At 37.6% G+C, this 19,032-nt stretch carries 21 protein-coding genes and 1 riboswitch; of the genes, 11 read left to right on the top strand and 10 right to left on the bottom strand.

Going from position 1 to position 19,032, the window contains the following annotated elements:
- Positions 1–122: 122 nt before the first annotated feature.
- Positions 123–479, bottom strand: coding sequence for a stage V sporulation protein AE (spoVAE, locus tag E7480_04150; protein MBE6903782.1), 357 nt, complete (start codon positions 477–479; stop codon positions 123–125).
- Between the two features lie 399 nt (positions 480–878).
- On the opposite strand from spoVAE, the gene E7480_04155 reads away from it, so the two are divergent.
- Together E7480_04155 and smpB are read left to right on the top strand one after the other, a co-directional pair.
- Positions 879–1,874 (top strand): phosphodiester glycosidase family protein, encoded by a 996-nt coding sequence (locus E7480_04155; GenBank protein MBE6903783.1) that lies wholly within the window; start codon positions 879–881, stop codon positions 1,872–1,874.
- A 24-nt stretch (positions 1,875–1,898) separates the two neighbouring features.
- Positions 1,899–2,363 carry an SsrA-binding protein SmpB gene (smpB, locus tag E7480_04160; protein ID MBE6903784.1) on the top strand — a complete coding sequence of 155 codons (465 nt, stop codon included), beginning with the start codon at positions 1,899–1,901 and terminating at the stop codon, positions 2,361–2,363.
- 37 nt (positions 2,364–2,400) lie between these two features.
- Here smpB and E7480_04165 read toward each other — a convergent pair whose 3' ends face one another.
- Entirely contained in the window at positions 2,401–3,078 is a 678-nt protein-coding gene (locus E7480_04165; protein MBE6903785.1) for a ComF family protein, read from the bottom strand.
- A gap of 167 nt (positions 3,079–3,245) precedes the next feature.
- On the opposite strand from E7480_04165, the gene E7480_04170 reads away from it, so the two are divergent.
- Genes E7480_04170 through E7480_04180 form a run of 3 tightly spaced genes read left to right on the top strand, consistent with a single transcriptional unit; the run spans position 3,246 to position 4,238 of the window.
- Entirely contained in the window at positions 3,246–3,377 is a 132-nt protein-coding gene (locus E7480_04170; GenBank protein ID MBE6903786.1) for a spore coat associated protein CotJA, read from the top strand.
- Positions 3,377–3,637: a spore coat protein CotJB gene (locus tag E7480_04175; protein ID MBE6903787.1), complete on the top strand. Its 261-nt coding sequence runs from the start codon at positions 3,377–3,379 to the stop codon at positions 3,635–3,637. Before E7480_04170 ends, E7480_04175 begins: the two co-directional genes overlap by 1 nt.
- Before the next feature lie 4 nt (positions 3,638–3,641).
- Positions 3,642–4,238, top strand: a complete 597-nt coding sequence (locus E7480_04180) for a manganese catalase family protein (protein MBE6903788.1) — start codon at positions 3,642–3,644, stop codon at positions 4,236–4,238.
- Positions 4,239–4,315: 77 nt separating this feature from the next.
- On the opposite strand, the gene E7480_04185 is transcribed toward E7480_04180, so the two are convergent.
- From E7480_04185 to E7480_04200, 4 genes are all read right to left on the bottom strand, one after another.
- The gene (locus tag E7480_04185) at positions 4,316–4,726 is read right to left on the bottom strand and encodes a hypothetical protein (GenBank protein MBE6903789.1); all 411 of its coding nucleotides are present in this window, start codon (positions 4,724–4,726) and stop codon (positions 4,316–4,318) included.
- A gap of 36 nt (positions 4,727–4,762) precedes the next feature.
- Positions 4,763–5,452: a hypothetical protein gene (locus tag E7480_04190; protein MBE6903790.1), complete on the bottom strand. Its 690-nt coding sequence runs from the start codon at positions 5,450–5,452 to the stop codon at positions 4,763–4,765.
- Positions 5,453–5,660: 208 nt separating this feature from the next.
- The gene (locus E7480_04195) at positions 5,661–7,019 is read right to left on the bottom strand and encodes a sodium:alanine symporter family protein (protein ID MBE6903791.1); all 1,359 of its coding nucleotides are present in this window, start codon (positions 7,017–7,019) and stop codon (positions 5,661–5,663) included.
- 60 nt (positions 7,020–7,079) lie between these two features.
- Positions 7,080–7,171: riboswitch (glycine riboswitch) on the bottom strand.
- A gap of 38 nt (positions 7,172–7,209) precedes the next feature.
- Positions 7,210–8,691, bottom strand: a complete 1,482-nt coding sequence (locus tag E7480_04200; GenBank protein ID MBE6903792.1) for a DUF1846 domain-containing protein — start codon at positions 8,689–8,691, stop codon at positions 7,210–7,212.
- A 198-nt stretch (positions 8,692–8,889) separates the two neighbouring features.
- On the opposite strand from E7480_04200, the gene E7480_04205 reads away from it, so the two are divergent.
- From E7480_04205 to E7480_04215, 3 genes are all read left to right on the top strand, one after another.
- The gene (locus tag E7480_04205) at positions 8,890–10,359 is read left to right on the top strand and encodes a sialate O-acetylesterase (protein ID MBE6903793.1); all 1,470 of its coding nucleotides are present in this window, start codon (positions 8,890–8,892) and stop codon (positions 10,357–10,359) included.
- 3 nt (positions 10,360–10,362) lie between these two features.
- Positions 10,363–11,928 carry a sialate O-acetylesterase gene (locus tag E7480_04210; protein ID MBE6903794.1) on the top strand — a complete coding sequence of 522 codons (1,566 nt, stop codon included), beginning with the start codon at positions 10,363–10,365 and terminating at the stop codon, positions 11,926–11,928.
- A gap of 173 nt (positions 11,929–12,101) precedes the next feature.
- Positions 12,102–13,682, top strand: coding sequence for a sialate O-acetylesterase (locus E7480_04215; protein ID MBE6903795.1), 1,581 nt, complete (start codon positions 12,102–12,104; stop codon positions 13,680–13,682).
- A 31-nt stretch (positions 13,683–13,713) separates the two neighbouring features.
- On the opposite strand, the gene E7480_04220 is transcribed toward E7480_04215, so the two are convergent.
- From E7480_04220 to E7480_04230, 3 genes are read right to left on the bottom strand one after another with little or no spacing between them, the layout of a single operon-like run.
- Positions 13,714–14,346: a hypothetical protein gene (locus E7480_04220; GenBank protein MBE6903796.1), complete on the bottom strand. Its 633-nt coding sequence runs from the start codon at positions 14,344–14,346 to the stop codon at positions 13,714–13,716.
- Positions 14,347–14,358: 12 nt separating this feature from the next.
- A complete protein-coding gene (gene ruvX / locus E7480_04225; GenBank protein MBE6903797.1) occupies positions 14,359–14,778 on the bottom strand; it encodes a Holliday junction resolvase RuvX in 420 nt (139 codons plus the stop codon).
- A 13-nt stretch (positions 14,779–14,791) separates the two neighbouring features.
- The gene (locus tag E7480_04230; GenBank protein ID MBE6903798.1) at positions 14,792–15,157 is read right to left on the bottom strand and encodes a hypothetical protein; all 366 of its coding nucleotides are present in this window, start codon (positions 15,155–15,157) and stop codon (positions 14,792–14,794) included.
- Positions 15,158–15,272: 115 nt separating this feature from the next.
- Here E7480_04230 and E7480_04235 point away from each other — a divergent pair, with 115 nt between their 5' ends.
- Positions 15,273–16,217, top strand: coding sequence for a polysaccharide deacetylase (locus E7480_04235; protein MBE6903799.1), 945 nt, complete (start codon positions 15,273–15,275; stop codon positions 16,215–16,217).
- Positions 16,218–16,255: 38 nt separating this feature from the next.
- On the opposite strand, the gene E7480_04240 is transcribed toward E7480_04235, so the two are convergent.
- Positions 16,256–17,002 carry a dihydroorotate dehydrogenase electron transfer subunit gene (locus E7480_04240; protein ID MBE6903800.1) on the bottom strand — a complete coding sequence of 249 codons (747 nt, stop codon included), beginning with the start codon at positions 17,000–17,002 and terminating at the stop codon, positions 16,256–16,258.
- Between the two features lie 144 nt (positions 17,003–17,146).
- Between E7480_04240 and E7480_04245 the strand changes: the two genes are divergently transcribed.
- Together E7480_04245 and guaA are read left to right on the top strand one after the other, a co-directional pair.
- Positions 17,147–17,887: a methyltransferase domain-containing protein gene (locus E7480_04245; protein ID MBE6903801.1), complete on the top strand. Its 741-nt coding sequence runs from the start codon at positions 17,147–17,149 to the stop codon at positions 17,885–17,887.
- Between the two features lie 46 nt (positions 17,888–17,933).
- Complete coding sequence (gene guaA / locus E7480_04250; GenBank protein ID MBE6903802.1) at positions 17,934–18,914, top strand: glutamine-hydrolyzing GMP synthase; 981 nt, start codon at positions 17,934–17,936, stop codon at positions 18,912–18,914.
- Positions 18,915–19,032: the final 118 nt, after the last annotated feature.

Below are 19,032 nucleotides of genomic sequence, written 5' to 3' on the forward strand. Positions count from 1 at the left end.
CTCGGAGTACCTCTGTACGCCGTCGGGTAACCGCCGACAAGGCTTTGTCGGCGCGAAATTGACAGATTCTGCACATTTTTTCCTATTCCCTAAAAAATGAGGCTGTAGATTTTTTTACAGCCTCATTTTTTTGACTTTGATTTAAAAATTATTGCCGCAAGAAGACTGAAAAATACAGCTGCCGAAATGCCTGCCGCTGTTCCTGTGATGCCGCCTGTTAAAATTCCTATTGGACCGTGCTCCTCTATTGCCTTTTGTACACCTTTAGCTAAAGAATATCCAAAGCCCAACAGCGGTACAGTAGCGCCTGCTCCTCCGAAATCAACCACATATTCATAAATTCCTAATCCTGTAAGAATAACGCCTGCAACAACATATCCTGTTAAAATTTTTGCGGGCGTCAGCTTAGTTTTATCTATTAAAATCTGACCTATTACACATATAATTGCACCGGTAATAAATGTCTGCAAATATTGCATTGTGCTATTCCTCTCAATTATTAGTTATTTTACTATATTATTTGAATTTAAAAAGATAATATACAATAAAATATAGGAGATACTTTATAATGGTTATAGTTAGTCGAAACAGTAATAAAAATTACTGTTTAAATACTAAATCTTTGATTTAGAAACAAATTTTCAAAGAAAATTTGACCATAACCATTGAAATAAGTGTCGTGTACAATTAAATTTCTTAAAAATTTAATTGTACAAAGCCGATAAAATCGGCTTATTGAAACGCTTTTTGGCGTTTCAATAAACTACAATCATTATTATGCGTAAACTCTTGACGAAAAGCTAAATATATAGTAAAATATAATTTGGTAATTTAACATCCTATAAATAAAGCCTTATTTTAAAGAAGGATTTAATTTTATGAATATAGATTTTATTAAAAAATATTTTTTCACAATTGTAATAACTGTTGCTGTTGGTCTTTCAAGCGGACTTTTTCTTTTATACGGTCCTTATAAAGGCTTCCGTACAACGCTTGTAACAACTGCTATGGCAACAATGCGCCATCAATGGCTTGCTACCACATTTTATGATGATGATGCAATTCAAAAGGTGCTTAATGAAAATAAAATTGATGACTCAGGTAAAATTTCTGATAATTCTCTTATTGAAATTGATACCAACAAAATTGACGATGAGAGACTTTTACCCGAAGATAAAAATCAGCCCTATAAAATTATGGACATAAGCGGCAATAATTACAGAGGTCATGTTCTTGTAATTTACAACCCCAATAAAATAGATATGGGTGTTACTGACCGTTACGGTGTCTGGGGCGAATGGGTTTCTTCAGGCTCAAAGGAGGACGGCGGTTTAGTTGCCGTAAATGCTGCAGGCTTCCCCGATGCAGGCGGTGTCGGCAAGGGAGAGCGTGCTACCGGTATGCTTATTGTTGACGGAGAAATTTTTGATATTCAAAATCCCGAGGCTACTATTCATCAGATGATCGGTTTTGACAAAGACGGTATTTTAACACTTTTCAGAGGCACTGTAGACGAAATTATGGATAAAAACTACAGAGATGCCATTGAATTTGAGCCTTATCTTATTGTTAACGGTGAGCCTACAAAGATGTACGGTGACGGCGGTAAAGGTATAGGACCTGTTACTTTAATCGGTCAACGTCAGGAAGGCACTGTTCTTTTTGTAGTTATTGACGGACGTCAGCCCGGTCACAGTATAGGTATTACTATGAAAAAAGCGCAGGAAATTATGCTTGACTATGGCTGTTTCAATGCTGCCCGTCTTGACGGCGGCTCTTCCTCTATTCTTGTAGAAAACGGAATTACCTTGAACAAGCCTTCAAGCACAGGCGGTGAACGTTGGGTTCCTACTTGGTTCCAGCTTATGCCTTAAATTTAAAACAGGAGAGATTATGCTATGGAACAAACTAAAACCGTAGCTCAAAATAAAAAAGCATATCACGATTATTTTATAGAAGAAAGCTTCGAAACAGGTATTGAGCTTTGCGGAACAGAGGTTAAATCCATAAGGCAGGGTAAAATAAATTTAAAGGATTCTTTTTGCTCAATATCAGACAAAGGTGAAATTTTTGTAAGAGGAATGCACATTTCTCCCTATGAAAAAGGAAACATCTTTAATAAAGACCCTTTAAGGCAAAGAAAGCTACTTATGCACAAAAAAGAAATTATGCGTCTTTTGGGCTATGTAAAGCAAGACGGACTTACTCTTATTCCTCTATCGGTATATTTTAAGGGCAGTCTTGTAAAAGTACAGTTAGGCGTTTGCAAAGGTAAAAAAATCTATGACAAGCGTGAAACTCAAGCTAAAAAAGATGCTTCAAGAGCTATGGACAGAGCCATAAAAGAACAAAACAGAGCTTAAAAAAGACAGATTTCAATTTGAAATCTGTCTTTTTTATTCATCTGCAGGATTGCGCCGCTGCGACAGCCACTACTTTAGCAGCCCCTGCTTCAACCAGCACTTTTGCACATTCGTTCAAGGTAGCTCCTGTTGTTACTACATCATCAACAAGAAGAATGTTTTTATCCTTTATCAATTCGCTGTTTTTCACTTTATAAACATTCTTTATATTTTTCATTCTTTTGGATTTTTTCTTTATAGTGGATTGAGCCTTGGTATTTTTAATTTTAAAAAGTATTTCCGCATTGACAGGGACACCTATAAGCTTCGAAAGCTCTGTTGCGAGCATCTCAGATTGATTATATGTACGCTTATTTTTTCTAAATCTTGAAAGAGGTACCGGAATAATCATATCTACGTCTGAATAATGATAATTACCAAGCACCGCATCAGACATCATAACAGCTAAAGGCTCTGCCGCAGCATATCTTTTATAAAACTTAAGTGCAAGTATTGCAGAACGGACAATATCACCGTAATAAAGCGGTGAAACAATACACTTAAGATATAATTTATTTCCTTTCTTTGCAACCATAGGAAGAATGGGATGACAGTATGTACGTGGCATCTTTTTAAGACATTCGTCGCATATGGTATGCTCGTCATAAACATCTCCGCAAAAAACACATCTTTTAGGATATATAATATCAGTCAAAATATCTATAATCTTATTCATATACCCCTTCCTTTCGTGTTTTATGATTTTTAAGTTTAACAAAATTTTTTATACAAGTCAATGACAAAATTTCATATTTTTTCATATACTGTAACAGCGATGAATTTTATCGCAAAAAACACAAGGGAGAAATCAACTTGGAAACTAATATAGGCAATTGCGTTGATATGTTGCCATTGGCTATGGCATATGTACCAATGCAAAAATGGCAAAAAATTTATGAGCCTGAAATGTCGCTTATGAGAGGCACCATGTTTGCAGAGCTTGACAAACCTTTTCTTGGGGAGGCTCTTGACTGATGGAACACCAAAGCAACGATAAGCTTTTAAAAAGAGTTCAGATTTGCGATTTCTTATTGCTTGAAACCGCCCTCTTTTTAGATACTCATCCTGACAACAGAGAGGCTAAAGAATATTTCAAAAAAGTATTGGAAATGAAAAAGAAAGCTACCGCACAATATACAGAAGCTTGCGGTCCGTTAACATTTGAAGATGCCGCTGACGATGATGGTTGGTCTTGGATAAACAAGCCTTGGCCTTGGCAAAGAAAGGGAGAATGACATTATGTGGACTTATGATAAAAAGCTTCAATATCCCGTAAATATTAAAAGACCTGACCCCGCAGCAGCAAAAATCATCATATCACAGCTCGGCGGTCCGGACGGTGAGACAGGTGCAGCGTTAAGATATCTTAGCCAACGCTACGCTGCTCCTTATAAAGAGGTTATAGGTATACTGACTGATGTAGGTACAGAAGAGCTTGCTCATATGGAAATAGTAAGCGCTGTTCTTTATCAGCTTACAAGAAATCTTTCTACAGAGCAAATCAAGTGTTCAGGTTTTGATACCTACTTTGTAGACCATACAACCGGAATATACCCTGTAGCCGCTTCCGGAGACCCCTTTACTGCCGCTACCTTCCAATCAACCGGCGACGTAATAGCAGACCTTAACGAAGACCTTGCCGCAGAGCAAAAAGCAAGACTGACCTATGACAATATTTTACGTCTTGTAGATGATCCTGACGTAAGAGATGTTATTAAGTATTTGCGTGAGCGTGAAATCGTGCACTACCAACGCTTCGGTGAAGGCTTGAGAATTACCTTAGACAATCTTAACAGCAAAAACTTTTTTGCCTTTAACCCCGGTTTTGATAAGTAATAAACACACAAATAAAGAGCAGGCGAGAAAACTCGTCTGCTCAATTTATAAAAATTTGGTTTTGACAAAATGGTAAACTAATAATATTTTTTATACAACTCTATTTTATATAAACAGTTGTCTTCCATGTTTGCAAGAAAAGATAAAATGTCAATATCGTCTATATGTACCGTTTCTTGCTTATTATTGGTTTCTTTCCACCAATTTTTACTTATCAATATATGTTTTATTCCGCGCACTTTCTTAATATATAGCAACAGTTCTTCTAAATTTTTTAATTGATTTTTGTTTGTATTCTTTTGACCTATGGCGGTATCACAATCACAATGATTCAATGTTATTCTGTAACCTGTGCCGCAGTTTTCAACACAATTGTTTACTGAGTTAATATCACCGCAATTAAAATGATATTCGGCATCTTTTGTCGCTTTTTTATAATCGTCGTCGTTTATGCCGTTATTAACTGCACCATAAAGAAAATAACACATATAATACCCCTTTTTTTATTAACAGATAATTACACTTTATTCGTTTGTCAATTTATCTATCCATTCTTTTGATAGAGCATACTCGATATCATCAATCTTGATTGAGTATGCTTTGTCATCAAATGACATTACCTCCAAAGGAATAACTAAGTTGACATCATCCTGCAAAACTCCACAAACATACCCGTAAACATAGCAGTTTTTCAACATTCCATCAGGTTGCTTTACTAAATCATACAATCCCGCATCTTTTGCCTTTTGTCCGTTTTTGATTTCATTAAGAAATTGTTCGCATTCAGTTATCCTCTTTTTTGAAATTGTTGTTTTCTCATTATTAAAAAGCGGACCTTTTACAAACTCAAATCTAATACAAGTATCAAGGGCAACTTCCGTTTTCAGTAATTCGGATTTTACATATATAGCGGAAAACTCATTATCAGGAAAATATCTTACCAAAACATCTTGACTGCCATTCACAGAATACATTCCTGTCTTCGTTTTACTGAGAAGATGAACAAATGACTTTTTTTCTCCCTTTATATGACCAATAAAATTTCTTTCTCCAAAGCACCAAACTCTACCCTCGTTACCGACAAAAGTATATTCGGTGCCGTCGGTTGACACAATGGTTTTATTTTCGGTTTCCGTAAACTCAACATTATTAGTACAAGCAACAAATGAAAAGATAATTGTCAAACAAATAAAAAATAATAGATATTTTTTCATCGTTTCACCTCATTGTTATAATGATGTCACAACTATTAAGAAACCCATATTACCATTTATATTTTAGCATATTTCTCATATAAAGTAAATATTTTTGAAAAATGCCTAAAGCTTATTTTACAGCAAAAACTTTTTTGCCTTTAACCCGGGCTTTGATAAGTAAACCAATATACAAAAAACGCCTCAAAAAATTTGAGGCGTTTTTAAATTACTTCTTCTTGTTTCTCGCTGCTGAAGCGACTATTCCCGAAAGGGCAAGCAAAGCAATAACGTTTGGTATTACCATTAGCTGATTAAACATATCCGAAAGCTCCCAAGCCAACTTATTGGAAACGCAAGAGCCTAAGAAAATGAATATTACTGCAAGAACTAAATATACGTAAGTAGCTTTTTTACCAAACAGATATTCAACATTTATTTTTCCAAATAAGTTCCAGCCTAATATAGTGGAAAAAGCAAAGAACAAGAGACATATTGCAACAAATGAATTTCCAAAGGTATTTCCGAAAACGCTTGAAAATGCCAATTGAGCCATATTTGTTTTTTCTACTCCCGCTGCTGCTCCGCCGGATAAAATACCGTTGCCTGCATAAAGAGTTGAAACAATTACAATTCCCGTTGCTGTCAAAACAACAAAGGTGTCAATGAATACGCCTATCATAGCCATTGTTCCTTGATTGTGAGGCGTTTCAACATTTGCCAAAGCGTGTGCGTGAGGAGTTGAGCCCATACCCGCTTCATTGGAGAAGAGACCTCTTTTTACACCCTGACTTATTGCTTCCTTAAGGGCAAGACCAATACTGCCGCCCAAAATAGCGTTAGGCACAAAGGCATATTTGAATATAATACCTATTGTTTCGGGAATATATTTTACACGTACTGCAAGAACTACGATACTTCCCAAAATATAAAGAATTGCCATAACAGGTACAAGCTTTTCCGTTACCTTTGCTATTCTGCTTACACCGCCTATGAAAATAAAGCCTGAAATAGCCGCAATTATTATTCCAACAATCCAAGAGGGTACTCCAAAAGCTGTTTCACAGGTTGAACCGATAGAGTTAGACTGTACCATACAGCCTATAAATCCTAAAGCAATAATACAAGCTACCGCAAAAAATCCTGCGAGGAATTTTCCGAATTTATTATTAAATGCACGCATTATGTAATAAACGGGTCCGCCTTTTATTGAGCCGTCTTCCCCTTTTATTCTTGTTTCCTGTGCTAAAACCGCTTCGGCATATATTGTAGCCATTCCGAAGAAAGAAATTATCCACATCCAAAAAATCGCACCGGGACCACCGATAAGAATAGCTCCGCAGGCACCTACTATATTTCCTGTACCTACCTGTGCCGCTATAGCCGTTGTCAATGCCTGAAACGAGCTCATAGAATGTTTACTTTTTTCAGACTTGTTTCTTTTGAAGATATTTCTTATTCCCTCTCCAAAGCAACGCACCTGAACAAATCTTGTTTTAATTGTAAAAAACAAGCCTGTTCCGATTAAGAGTACAACAAGAATAATATCGGAAAGATACTTGTTGATTTCCTGTACAATTGCTAACATTTTTGTCTCCTTTTCTTAAATAAAATAATATATCAACTCAGAAAAAAAGACAGTTATATATTTTACATCTCTGTCTTTTTGCCTGAGAGATTCAGCTTTTAAGCCTTGCACCTTCGGCATTCGAAAAATCGAAATTCTCCAGAGTTTTCTCAGCTTTCAGTTTTACCTGAAAGCTTCATCGAAAGTAATATTATATTTTTGCAGATGAATGTCTGAACGAGGGTTCGCAGGTTAAATTTACACCTAAACGTTTGAAAACGTTTTCATCTACCGAGGAAAGAATAACCGACGAATGAACTTCACAGCCTCGAAGCTTTGAAAGCTGCTCCATAGCAAGCTCTGCTTTAGGGTCTGTTGCCGCACAAATTGAAAGTGCAACCAACGCCTCGTCTGTATGCAATCTTGGGTTTCTGTTGCCCAAATGGTCAACCTTTAAATGCTGTATAGGCTCAATAATAACAGGAGAAATAAGATGAAGCTCATCATCAAGACCCGCAAGAGCTTTAAGTGCATTTAAAAGTAACGCTGAGGAAGCGCCTAACAAGGAAGAGGTTTTTCCTGTTACAATAGTACCGTCCTTTAACTGCATTGCCGCTGCGGGTGCTCCCGTCAAAGCTGATTTTTGCAAAGCAGGTGCGATAACCTTTCTGTCATAAACAGTAATTGAAGCTTTTTTCATAAGAAGCTCTAATTTATATACAACCTCTTGGTCAATCAAGCCTTTTTTCTGATCACAAAGAGCCACATAATAACGGCGCAAAATCTCCTGTTTAGATGCCTGCATAACAAGATTATCATCTATTATACAGTTACCCGCCATATTTACTCCCATATCGGTAGGCGATTTATAAGGACAGGTTCCTGTAATTTTTTCAAACATAGCTTTTACAACAGGGAAAATTTCTACGTCTCTATTGTAATTTACTGTTGTTTGTCCATAAGCCTCCAAGTGAAACGGGTCTATCATATTGACATCGTTAAGGTCCGCTGTTGCCGCTTCATATGCAAGATTTACAGGATGCTGTAAAGGCAAATTCCAAATAGGAAAGGTTTCGAATTTTGCATAGCCCGCTTTAATATTACGCTTATGCTCGTGATAAAGCTGAGAAAGACATGTAGCCATTTTTCCGCTTCCGGGACCTGGGGCTGTAACAACCACAAGGTCTCTCGTTGTCTCTATATACTCATTTTTTCCGTAGCCGTCATCACTTACTATTTTAGCAATATCAGAAGGGTATCCGTCTATCGGATAGTGGCGGTATACTTTTACACCTAAGCTTTCCAAACGTTTTTGAAAAGCTTCTGCAACTGTCTGGCCTTTAAATTGGGTTATAACAACACTGCCTACATAAATTCCTACATTTCTGAAGCTGTCAATAAGTCTTATAACATCCAGGTCATAGGTAATTCCCAAGTCGCCTCTGAGCTTGTTTTTTTCTATATCAGAAGAGTTAATTACAATAACAACCTCAACCTGTTCCTTAAGCTGTAAAAGCATTTTAAGCTTACTGTCAGGCTGAAAACCGGGCAAAACACGGGAAGCGTGATAATCGTCAAACAGCTTGCCGCCAAACTCAAGATAAAGCTTGCCGCCAAACTGAGAAATACGCTCTCTGATATGCTGCGATTGCATTGTAAGATATTTTTCGTTATCAAAACCAACCTTGCTCATTTTTAACTCCTCTTTATTTTTTCTCTCAACTTAGTATTATATATTAAAATCAGCTTAATTTCAAGTATGTTTGACAAATAAATATATTATTTTTTCATTATTTGATTTTAATATAAAATATTGTAGATAAATATAATTTACAGTATTTAACTTTTTTGTTTTTTTGATATAATTAAAAATAGAAAGGTGGTTTTAAATATGAAAAATAAGCTTTTTTACGCTACTATTCTTGCTACCGGTATTTTTGCGGCAGGTGCTCTTTGCGGCTGTTCAGCAGGCAAAGACTCTAAAAAAAAGCCTATAACAAAAGCTAATTTTACAGTAAACACCTCTGTTCCCGAAAGTGAAGATTTAAAAATTCCCGATCTTATTGGCGAAAAAGCCGTTTTACAACAAAATTCTGTTATTAAATTCTGGGGTAGTTATACCGAAGATTGCCCTGTTGCCGTTTGTGTAAATGATACTTTTTATTACGGAGAATGTGTAAACGGCACTTTTGAACTGTTAATTCGCACCGAAGAAGCTTCAAAGGGTAACACTATTACTGTTTATACTCAAAAAGAGAAAAAGACAATCAATGACGTTTGGTTTGGCGAGGTTTTCCTTTGCGCAGGTCAATCAAATATGCAATTTACCTTGTCCGAGTTTTCCACACCGCCTCAGCAGGCTTCAAGGGATGTTCGTGTCGCCACCGTTCCTGTTTTACAGCTTAAAGCTCCCGTAACTACTCCTATGACAGATACTGATATGGTATGGCTTAATATGCAGGATTCTCTTCCCAATGTTTCAGCCGTAGGATATTACTTTGCCGAAAAAATGGCTGAAGAGCTTAAATGTCCTATCGGAATAGTTGTTTGTGCTGCGGGTGATACCATTGTCGCATCTTGGCTTCCGGAGGAAAAAGCCTCTCAGCTTCCGCCCATATATCAGGAAACTCGTAATGACTATTACTGGGTACGTACCGCTTCTCATATGTATAATACGATGCTCTCCCCTATTTTAAAGGGTACTTTTAAATCTGTAATCTGGTATCAGGGTGAAAATCAGTCCTATCAATACGACATTTTCCTTACCGAAATGATAAATTGCTGGCGAGAAAAATTCGAACAGCCTAAGCTTCCCTTTACAATAATTGAGCTTGTTGGTTGCGGAGACTCCTGGATACAAAACTGGCCCGAAATCAGAGTTATGCAAAGAAAGGTATCAGAGGAGCTTGACAACTGCACTATATCTGTAAACATAGATTTAGGTGAAAAAAATAACATTCATCCTTTTGACAAAGAGCCTGTAGCATTACGTGCGGCATACGCTACCTTAAATGCTCTTTATAACGGAAAATATCCCGACTCCCCTGTTTTGCAAAAAACAGAGTTTAAAGATAACACTCTAAGACTGACATTTTCAAACGACGAGGGAATGATTATCAAGGGCAACGCTGAGCTTGCTTTTGAAATTAGTCCCGACGGCCGTGCCTGGTATGGTGCTTCTGCTCATTTGGACGGCAACACTGTAGTTTTAACCTACGATGAAAATATAAAGCCTGTTTCTGTGCGCTATGCTTGGGCAAACTACTGTGCCGATATGGCTGTTTTATATAACAAAGACTCTATGCCGGCAGATACTTTTCTTGTTGAATTAGATAAGTCAGGAAAAATAAAGGAGGAGTAACAAATGAAAAAAAGCTTAATTTTAATTTCATTTCTTATTTTAGCAATTCTTGCAGGCTGTACAGGAAATCAAACAGGCTCCTCTTTAGAAAGAATTCCTGTTTCTCAAGACATATCTGACACTTCAAATACCAACCAAAGCAGTTCTTCCGCAGCTTCAAATGACCGTATTCCCGTCAGCTCAGATGTTTCAAATTCATCTTCAAGCACATCTTCAATTCCATCAGCAAACGGCGCTTTTACTCTTCCCCGTTTAGTTGCTGACAATATGGTGCTTCAAAGAAATGCATCTGTACGTGTTTGGGGCGAGTTTTCCTCTGACGGCACTGTAACAGTATCCCTTAACGGCAAGAGCTTTACCGGTACTTGCAAAAACGGTTTCTTTGAAGTAACTGTAAAAACAGGAGATGCAGGCGGCCCCTACGATATGACTCTTTCCTGCAACGGAGTTACAAAACAGCTTAAAAACATTTTAATCGGCGATGTATACATTTGCTCAGGACAATCCAACGTTCTTATGCAAGTAGGAGCACTTAAGGATAAAACTCTTTTAAACACTCCTGTTCCCGATGAAATCCGTCTTTTCCACGTTTGGACAAAGCCTTCGGAAAAGCCTCTTGAGGATTGCACAAGCAGATATGATATGTGGGTACAGACAAGCACTATGGGTGTAGGACATTATGACAGCTTTTCAGCTCTCGGATATCTTTATGCAAGAGAGCTTCATGAAAAAACAGGCGTCCCCATAGGAATTATCCAGGCTGCAGAGGGCGCAACCTTAGCGGCTTCGTGGTTGCCTCAAGCTGATGTAAGCAAGGTCAACTCTATCAATCAGGCGCAAGATGCCGCTCAACGTTTAATACCCTCCCGAATGTATAACGGAATGGTGCATCCTTTAAGAAAATATACAGTCAAAGGTGTTCTTTGGTATCAAGGTGAAAGCGATTTGGGCAACACTACCTATGACAAAACTCTTGAGGTCTTTGTAAGCTCCTGGCGCCGTGTTTTCAACAACGATAAGATGACCTTTACAATAGTTCAGCTTCCCCGATACGGACAACAAAACTGGTTTGAGCTTCGTGAGCTTCAGAAAAAGGCAGCAACTGCCATTCAAAACTGCACCTATTGTGTCACTATAGATTGCGGTGAGGTTAATGATATTCATCCTCAGGATAAGGAAATTGTCGCTGTACGTGCGGCACAGGCAACCCTACGTGATTTCTACGGAAAGACTGAATACAAGAAAAATCCTGTTTATAAATCACATCAGATAAGCGGAAGCACTGTAAAAGTAACATTTTCCAATATCGACAAGGGTCTTTTCTTCCAGACAGAAAAAACACCTGGTGGAAAAGACTGGACAACAGTAACCAACGGAACAGGCTTTGAAATCAAAGACGCTTCGGGAAAATACTTTCCCGCTACTGCAACTCTTGATGGAAACACTCTTGTTCTTACAAGCTCTGTTGCTCAACCTAAGGGTATCAGATATGCTTACGGAAATTTCCCCGAGGTTTCACTCTTTGATAAAAACGGCTTACCCGCAGAACAGTTTGCAATAAACTTCTAAAAAATGGCTAAACGAGGCTGTAAAAAATTACAGCCTCGTTTTAATGTTTCGAAAATAAAAAAATGTTGCAAAAAAAATTCTTTACAAAGAAAAAATATAAAGGTATTATATAATTATAGATATATAATTATCATATCTATTTTTATAATTAGAAGCAAAAAGGTGGTTTTAAAATGAAAGAAAGTTTAATTTTAATCGCACTTCTCCTTGTTTCAACAATTCTTTTCGGCTGTGCAGGAAAGCAGGCAAATCCTTCCTTAGCCTCTTCGGATATATCAGACATTTCAAATACTGAGCAAAGCAGTTCTTCTACCACAGACTCAAATGAAAGTACTCCTGTCGGCTCAGAAGTTTCAAACTCATCTTCTTCAGTTTCTGACAATTCTTCAAGCACATCTTCAACGCCTTCAGCAAACGGCACCTTTACTTTTCCTAAATTGGTTTCTGACAATATGGTGCTTCAAAGAAATGAAAAAGTACGTGTTTGGGGTGAGTTTACCTCCGACGGTACTGTAACGGTAACTTTCAGAGGCAAGAAATTTACAGGCAATTGTAAAAAAGGTAAATTTGAAGTAATGGTAGACACAGGAAATGCAGGCGGTCCCTATGATATGACTCTTTCCTGTAACGGTGTTACAAAAGAGCTTAAAAACATTTTAGTTGGCGACGTATATATCTGTTCCGGGCAGTCGAATATTATTTTCTGGATAGGAATGCTTAAGGATAAAACTCTTTTAAATACCCCTGTTCCCGACAATATCCGTCTTTTCCACGTTTGGACAAACCCATCTAAAGAAGCCCTTGATGACTGTGCAGGTCAAAACGACAAATGGGTACAGGTAAGCACTATGGGCACAGAGCAATACTACCACTTCTCTGTTGTCGGCTATCTCTTTGCAAGAGAAATTTACAATCAGACAGGTGTACCTGTAGGAATTATACAATCCGCTGAGAGTGGAACCTTAGCGGCTTCGTGGTTACCTGCGTCCGATGCAATTTTAGTTAACCCAATCAATCAAAAAAATGACCCTGAGCAGCGTTTGATAGCCTCAAGAATGTACAACGGAATGATTTATCCTTTGAGAAAATATACCGTTAGAGGAGTGCTTTGGTATCAGGGCGGTGGAGATATGGGTAACACTACTTATGATGAGACACTCAGCACTCTTGTAAGCTCTTGGCGCCGTGTTTTCAAAAACAACGATATGACCTTTACAATAATTCAGGAGATCCGTTACGGACACGATAACCGTTTTGACCTTCGTGAACTTCAGAAAAAAGCGGCAATCACAAACGAAAACTGCACATATTCCGTAAATATAGACTGCGGTGAGTTTGATGACCGTCACCCACAGGATAAAGAACCTGTAGCTGTACGTGCCGCACACGCAACACTTCGTGATTTCTACGGAATGACACAGTTTAAGAAAAATCCTGTTTATAAATCACATCAGGTAAGCGGAAGCACTGTAAAAGTAACACTTTCCAATGTTGACAAAGGTCTTTTCTTCCAGACTGAAAAAACACCGGGCGGAAAAGACTGGACAACAGTAACTAACGGAACAGGGTTTGAAATCAAAGATGCTTCGGGAAAATACTATCCCGCTACTGCAACCCTTGAAGGAAACACTCTTGTTCTTACAAGCTCTGTTGCTCAGCCTAAGGGTATTAGATATGCTTACGGAAATTTCCCCGAGGTTTCCCTCTTTGACAAAAACGGATTACCCGCAGAACAGTTTGCAATAAACTTCTAAAAAAACTGCCCTGAAAATCAGGGCAGTTTTTCTACTTTCTTCTGAAATTTTCTTTAGGTACTTTACATATAGGGCATATAAAGTCGTCGGGAAGCTCTCCCTTATGAACATATCCACAGACACTGCAAACATATTCAACGCTGTCTTCATTTTCCACAACAGCATTTTCTTGATATGTGGGTGCGCTCTTCGGTGCGCTTCCTTTTATAACCTTATGATAATAAGAATATGTCATAGGATTTTTGCTGTCCCCTGTTACAGTATTTACAAGTCTTGCTGTAATCAGACAATGAGTTTCTACATCGATTATCTGTTCAACCTTTAAAATAAGATTTGCGCAAACGTTTTCAGTAAGTATAGGCGTTCCGTCCTGCTGTTGTCTTTTTACCTGTGCAAATTTATCTGTATCTCTTCCGCTTTTAAATCCGAAAGTTCCTATAACGGAAGGTTCTGTTTGCTCAGAAAGTATAGAAAGGCTGAAAACACCTGCTTGCTTAATAGCCTGATAAGTATAATTATCCTTATTAAGACAAATTGCAAAGAGAGGGTTTTGACTTGTAAGCTGCATACAGGTATTGATTACACAGCCTGTTTCTTTTCCCTCATAATTTACACCTACGATATAAAGACCGTAAGAAACATTACGTAATGCAGATAAATCCATATTTTTTCTCCTTTATAGATTTTTATTTTTAAAATCAATATATGACTGCAAAATCAAAACAGCTGAAAGGCTGTCAACCGTCTGCTTTCTTTTTTTACCTCTTGTATCGGTAAAATTCATAATATTATGAGCCATTACAGTTGTACACCGTTCATCCCACAAAATCACTTTACAATTATACTCTTCTTCGAGTATTTTTGCAAGCTCTTTTGTTTTTAAAGCTCTTTCCCCTTCTGTTCCGTTCATATTAAGAGGAAGTCCCATTACTATTGCTTCTGCGTTGAGCTCTTTCATTTTATCAGATAGCTTTTGGGCAAGCTTTTGCTTGTTATATTCAGTTATGCTTCCCTTTGTTACGGCAAGAGTTCCGCCTGCATCTGTTGAGGCAATGCCTGTTCTGGCATCGCCATAGTCCACTCCCATATATATCAAGACCCATGTCCCCCTATTCAACAGGATATGCTATAGTTGTCATAAGTGCCATACTGCTTGATGTATCTAATCTGCTGTACTGAACAACAATTTCCGTATTGCTTTCAACAAGTGCTGCATAAGGAACATCTCTTGGCACAGGCTCTCCGCTTTTACTGAGTATTTTATCCATTCTTATATGATGTGTTCTGTCAGCCTTGCAAAAAGCCTCATAATCTCTTATTGGAGCTTTATCTTCAAAATAAAGAGTAAGCTTTATTACTGCATCAATTTTTCCTGTATTAAGCACACATATAGCATCGTGGCTTAACTGAGATGTCGACTTTGAAGGAATAAAGCAATCGGGAATTAACCAAACTTTTTTTCCTAATCCGTTCATTTTATTTTTCCTTTCAAAAGTAAATTTTTAATTTGATTATATTTTAGCACATAATATTCTAAAAATCCACTAAAATTATTGACTTTATTTTATTTTAAAGCTATACTGAAAAAAGATGTTTTTAATGAAAGGTTTTGATTTTTTGAAAAGAATTGCAATTACAGCTATTATTTTAATTTTATTTCTATGTGGCTGTAACAGAACTGAGGATTCGTTATCTTCTTCTGATTTTTCTTCAAGCCAAATTCAGCAAGAAATCATTTCTTCGCAACAAAGTTTAATTTCTTCCGAAGTTATGTCTTCTGAAGCATCCTCAAGCTCACAAACATCTTCAACTCCTCAAAGCTCTCAATTTTCACAATATGATAACACAAAAAGAGATTGGGGACAGGGCACCAATGTAAACGCTCAAAATCAGCCCTTGAACTGTTTGAATTTTGCAAAACAATACGGACAGTATGATGCGTACTTTATAGCTCCATCAGCTCCTAAAAAAGTATATTTAACCTTTGATTTAGGCTATGAAAACGGATATACCGAAAAAATAGTTAACACCTTAAACGAGAAAAATGCAATAGGCGTTTTCTTTGTTACCTATGACTATTACAGAGCATCTCCGCACATCGTTAAAAAAATAGTCGAAGACGGTCATATTTTAGGAAACCACACTAAAAAGCACCCATCATTACCAACTGTATCCGAACAGCGTGTTATTGATGAAATAATGTTTGTCCACGATTTGATAAAGCAGGAATACGATTACGATATGGTATTTTTCAGACCTCCTATGGGACAGTTTTCTCATCGCAGCTTGAAGATAACTCAATCATTAGGCTATAAAAGTATTTTCTGGAGCTTTGCTTATAAGGATTGGGAAACCGATAATCAGCCTGACCCTGTATATGCAAAAAACAAAATAATCAATGCTGCTCACGACGGCTGTATTTATCTTTTGCACGCAGTTTCAAAAACAAATGCCGATATTTTGGGCGACGTTATTGACGGTCTGAGAAATAAAGGCTTTGAAATAGCTGATTTAAGAGAATTAAACGGACAATGAAAGAATGACGACAGACTTTTTAGTCTGCCGTCATTTTTTTAGAAAACTAAATTTTTCGAATTGAAAACAGGTCCGTCTTTACATACGTGCTTAAAGCCGTATTTTGTTTCACAGGCGCAAACAAGACAAGCGCCTATACCGCAGCCCATTCTTTCTTCCGTAGATATTTCGCAAAATACGTCTTCACTCTGAGTTAGCTGAGCAACGCCCTTAAGCATTACATGAGGGCCGCAGGCAAAAACTGTTTTACAGCCGTTTTCAAGCTCTTTTTTCAAAAGCTCTGTAACGTATCCGTGATGCCCGAAAGAACCGTCATCCGTTGCAACTATAACCTTACAGCCGTATTTTTCATAATCCTGTGTCAAGAAGATATTTTCTTTATCTCTGAAGCCTGCAAGAATCAAAGCGTTTTTACCGTATTTTTTGGCATGCATCAAAAGAGGAACACAGCCTAAGCCGCCGCCTACAAAAACAACCTTTTGGCTAAAGTCTATATCAGAAAATCCGTTGCCCACAGGTCCGATAACCTCAAGGCTTTTTCCCTTTTGAATTTTTGATAAAACCTTTGTGCCTTCACCTTTAATTTCGATTATAAGGCGCAAAGTATCTTCATTTGTATCACAAATACTTATGGGACGTCTTAAAAGAGTTTCTCCCCCGCATTTGATATGAACAAACTGACCTGCTTTTGCTTCCTTTGCAAGCTCAGGGCAAAGCAAGGTTAAATCAAAAAGTCTGTCTGATATTTTTTTATTATCAATTATTTGAACAACGTAATTTTTCAAGCCTTGACACCTCTTAAATTAATTGCTTTTTTCTTTGAACATTTTAGCATACCAATAAATATATGTCAATATTTTATCCTTCATTTGCTTTTAAGCTACAATGATTATTTCAATACTTTTTTAGTAAAAATCTATTGACAATAAATGGCTTTTGGTATATTCTTAAATAATAATATTTTTGTTGGGGAGGCGATTGGTTTGGAGATTTTTCTCAAGGACGGAGAAAGTGTTGAAGAGCTTAATATTAAAGGCTTAAAGCTTATTCAGCATAAAGACGGATTTAAATTCGGAACAGACTCTGTTTTGCTTGCTCAATTTGCAAATCCCAAACCTAATGACAAAATTGCAGATTTTTGCACAGGAAGCGCAATTATTCCCATATTGCTTACTGCCCGTTGTGATAATCTTGATATAACCGGTATTGAAATCAATCCTCAGGCTGTAGATTTAGCGCAACGGAATGTCCTTATCAATTCTCTTAAAGAAAATATTAGAATTTTTCACGGCGATGTCAGCAACATTGATTTCAAAGCTATGCCCAAAGCAAGCTATGATTTAGTTGTCTGCAACCCTCCCTATACTCAAAAAGGCGCAGGGATAGAATGTGCAGATGAAGCAAAAAATATTGCCCGTTTTGAAATTCGCTGTACTCTTAAGGACATAATTAAAAATGCTTCTGAGTTACTTCGCTTTGGCGGAAGATTTTGCATAGTTCATAAGCCCGAAAGAGCCGCTGAAATTATTTACCTTTGCAAAGCCTTTAACATTGAAGCAAAGCAGATGACTCTTGTTACTGCCAACGGCAAAACCGAGCCTTCCATAGTTTTGCTTGAAGGCAGAAAAAACGGAAATACGGGCTTGCGTATTTCAATAAAGAATATTTAATTATATACAGTTTAAAATAAATTTAAAATATACGGAGGAAATTATTATGGAATGTATCAAACGTCCGGAAAATATGGAGCGTGTTATCACCCCTGCTTTAGCTAAAGCTTTTATTGATGAGCAGGTTGCTGAAATTCAAAAGCAGGTCGGAGACAAAAAGGTATTACTGGCTCTTTCAGGCGGTGTTGACTCGTCTGTTGTTGCGGCTTTACTTATAAAAGCAATAGGCAAACAGCTTATATGCGTTCACGTAAATCACGGTCTTTTGAGAAAAGGCGAGCCTGAGCAGGTTGTTGAAATTTTCAAAAACCAAATGAATGCCAACCTTATTTATGTTGATGCTGTTGACCGCTTTTTAGATAAATTAAAGGGTGTCAGTGATCCCGAAGAAAAGCGTGTTATTATAGGTACCGAGTTTATAAGAGTATTTGAGGAAGAGGCACGCAAGCAAACAGATGTTGACTTTTTGGCGCAAGGTACTATTTACCCCGATATTATTGAAAGCGACGGCGTAAAGAAGCATCATAACGTAGGCGGCTTACCCGAAGACCTTAATTTTGAATTGGTTGAGCCTTTAAAGCTTCTGTTCAAAGATGAGGTTCGCGCTGTAGGAGATGCTCTCGGTCTTCCCGCAAATATGGTTTACCGTCAGCCCTTCCCCGGCCCCGGCTTAGGTGTTCGTTGCTTAGGCGCAATCACCCGCGACCGTTTGGAAGCTGTCCGCGAATCCGATGCTATTTTGCGTGAAGAATTTGCTAAAAACGGATTAGAAGGTAAAGTATGGCAGTATTTCACCGCTATTCCCGACATCAAGAGTGTCGGCGTTCGTAACGATAAGCGCTGTGAAGAATGGTGCGTAATTATCCGTGCTGTCAATACAGTAGATGCTATGACAGCAACTGTAGAAAACGTACCTTTTGAGTTATTGAACCATATCACATCACGTATTATAAACGAAGTAAAAGGCGTAAACCGTGTCCTCTTTGACTTAACTCCAAAACCCACAGGCACAATAGAATGGGAATAGTAGTCACTACCCCGAAAACCCTTATTTTACAAGGGTTTTCGGGTTTCTTTTTTTGCCGAAGTACACGAAAAGTACACGGCAGGTACATAAGAAACCTTATGCGAAAGCCTCCAAACGA

It is taken from the genome of Oscillospiraceae bacterium, assembly GCA_015067255.1.
Taxonomy (GTDB): Bacteria; Bacillota; Clostridia; order Oscillospirales; family SIG519; genus SIG519.

Coding starts and splice junctions, on each gene's coding strand:
- spoVAE (MBE6903782.1), bottom strand. CDS start 479: ATGCAATATTTGCAGACATTTATTACCGGTGCAATTATATGTGTAATA.
- E7480_04155 (MBE6903783.1), top strand. CDS start 879: ATGAATATAGATTTTATTAAAAAATATTTTTTCACAATTGTAATAACT.
- smpB (MBE6903784.1), top strand. CDS start 1,899: ATGGAACAAACTAAAACCGTAGCTCAAAATAAAAAAGCATATCACGAT.
- E7480_04165 (MBE6903785.1), bottom strand. CDS start 3,078: ATGAATAAGATTATAGATATTTTGACTGATATTATATATCCTAAAAGA.
- E7480_04170 (MBE6903786.1), top strand. CDS start 3,246: ATGTTGCCATTGGCTATGGCATATGTACCAATGCAAAAATGGCAAAAA.
- E7480_04175 (MBE6903787.1), top strand. CDS start 3,377: ATGGAACACCAAAGCAACGATAAGCTTTTAAAAAGAGTTCAGATTTGC.
- E7480_04180 (MBE6903788.1), top strand. CDS start 3,642: ATGTGGACTTATGATAAAAAGCTTCAATATCCCGTAAATATTAAAAGA.
- E7480_04185 (MBE6903789.1), bottom strand. CDS start 4,726: ATGTGTTATTTTCTTTATGGTGCAGTTAATAACGGCATAAACGACGAC.
- E7480_04190 (MBE6903790.1), bottom strand. CDS start 5,452: ATGAAAAAATATCTATTATTTTTTATTTGTTTGACAATTATCTTTTCA.
- E7480_04195 (MBE6903791.1), bottom strand. CDS start 7,019: ATGTTAGCAATTGTACAGGAAATCAACAAGTATCTTTCCGATATTATT.
- E7480_04200 (MBE6903792.1), bottom strand. CDS start 8,691: ATGAGCAAGGTTGGTTTTGATAACGAAAAATATCTTACAATGCAATCG.
- E7480_04205 (MBE6903793.1), top strand. CDS start 8,890: ATGAAAAATAAGCTTTTTTACGCTACTATTCTTGCTACCGGTATTTTT.
- E7480_04210 (MBE6903794.1), top strand. CDS start 10,363: ATGAAAAAAAGCTTAATTTTAATTTCATTTCTTATTTTAGCAATTCTT.
- E7480_04215 (MBE6903795.1), top strand. CDS start 12,102: ATGAAAGAAAGTTTAATTTTAATCGCACTTCTCCTTGTTTCAACAATT.
- E7480_04220 (MBE6903796.1), bottom strand. CDS start 14,346: ATGGATTTATCTGCATTACGTAATGTTTCTTACGGTCTTTATATCGTA.
- E7480_04230 (MBE6903798.1), bottom strand. CDS start 15,157: ATGAACGGATTAGGAAAAAAAGTTTGGTTAATTCCCGATTGCTTTATT.
- E7480_04235 (MBE6903799.1), top strand. CDS start 15,273: ATGTTTTTAATGAAAGGTTTTGATTTTTTGAAAAGAATTGCAATTACA.
- E7480_04245 (MBE6903801.1), top strand. CDS start 17,147: ATGGCTTTTGGTATATTCTTAAATAATAATATTTTTGTTGGGGAGGCG.
- guaA (MBE6903802.1), top strand. CDS start 17,934: ATGGAATGTATCAAACGTCCGGAAAATATGGAGCGTGTTATCACCCCT.